We start from the raw sequence: 862 nt of genomic DNA on the forward strand, positions 1-862 counted from the left end.
CACCACAGCTTTTCGCAGACTTACACGTCCTTCATCGCCTCTAACTGCCAAGGCATCCACCGTATACGCTTCGTCACTTAACCATACAACCCCAAACAGCCTTTTGACTTCTGTCTAAGTTATGTCGCATGCATGACAAGCTAATCGGAAGAATTGCCTTGCTATCAATAAATTGATAACAAGCAATTCAGTCAAGTAGAGTAAAAAGCCATCTTTCGATTTCTCAGTTACTCAATTTTGATTGATTACTATTAATATCAGCTTTCCAAATTGTTAAAGAACTATCGTGCAAAATCATGACGCTTTTTGTCATGACTTTTGCGCAAGGAGGACCTACATTACTCTTTCAAGTATCGTAAATGCTCCCTCAGGGTAAAAAACCCTAATCAATCTTTACTGAAACAGTAAATATTCATTAGGATTTCGGGTCCAACGTGACAGGTTTCTACCTTTGTTACCTTCCTTTTATAAAGTAAGGAAATGGTAGGCTTGGGCAGACTTGAACTGCCGACCTCACCCTTATCAGGGGTGCGCTCTAACCAGCTGAGCTACAAGCCTTCAGTTTCTAAGCTTGTTAACAACAAACTCAGTGTCAAGTAGATGGTGGAGCTAAGCAGGATCGAACTGCTGACCTCCTGAATGCAAATCAGGCGCTCTCCCAGCTGAGCTATAGCCCCATAAACTTGTGTCGTTCTTCATTTTAAACAAGACTATCTGTGTAGGCACTGCATCAAGGCGTCTATCGACGTAATGGTAAGGAGGTGATCCAACCCCAGGTTCCCCTAGGGTTACCTTGTTACGACTTCACCCCAGTCATGAAACACAAAGTGGTAATCGTCCTCCCGAAGGTTAGACTAACTAC

Annotated in this window: 2 tRNA genes and 2 rRNA genes; all 4 read right to left on the reverse strand. The window is 42.9% G+C overall.

Annotated features, from left to right (window positions below):
- Nucleotides 1-83 (reverse strand): 23S ribosomal RNA (locus IW644_RS19860); the annotation flags it as partial.
- Nucleotides 84-481: 398 nt separating this feature from the next.
- Nucleotides 482-558: transfer RNA gene (locus IW644_RS19865), tRNA-Ile, on the reverse strand.
- A 43-nt stretch (nt 559-601) separates the two neighbouring features.
- A tRNA-Ala gene (locus IW644_RS19870) sits at nt 602-677 on the reverse strand.
- A gap of 77 nt (nt 678-754) precedes the next feature.
- Nucleotides 755-862, reverse strand: a 16S ribosomal RNA gene (locus IW644_RS19875); the annotation flags it as partial.

The sequence above is a fragment of the Alteromonas sp. PRIM-21 genome, assembly GCF_027563165.1.
In the GTDB taxonomy this organism is placed as follows: Bacteria; Pseudomonadota; Gammaproteobacteria; order Enterobacterales; family Alteromonadaceae; genus Alteromonas; species Alteromonas macleodii_A.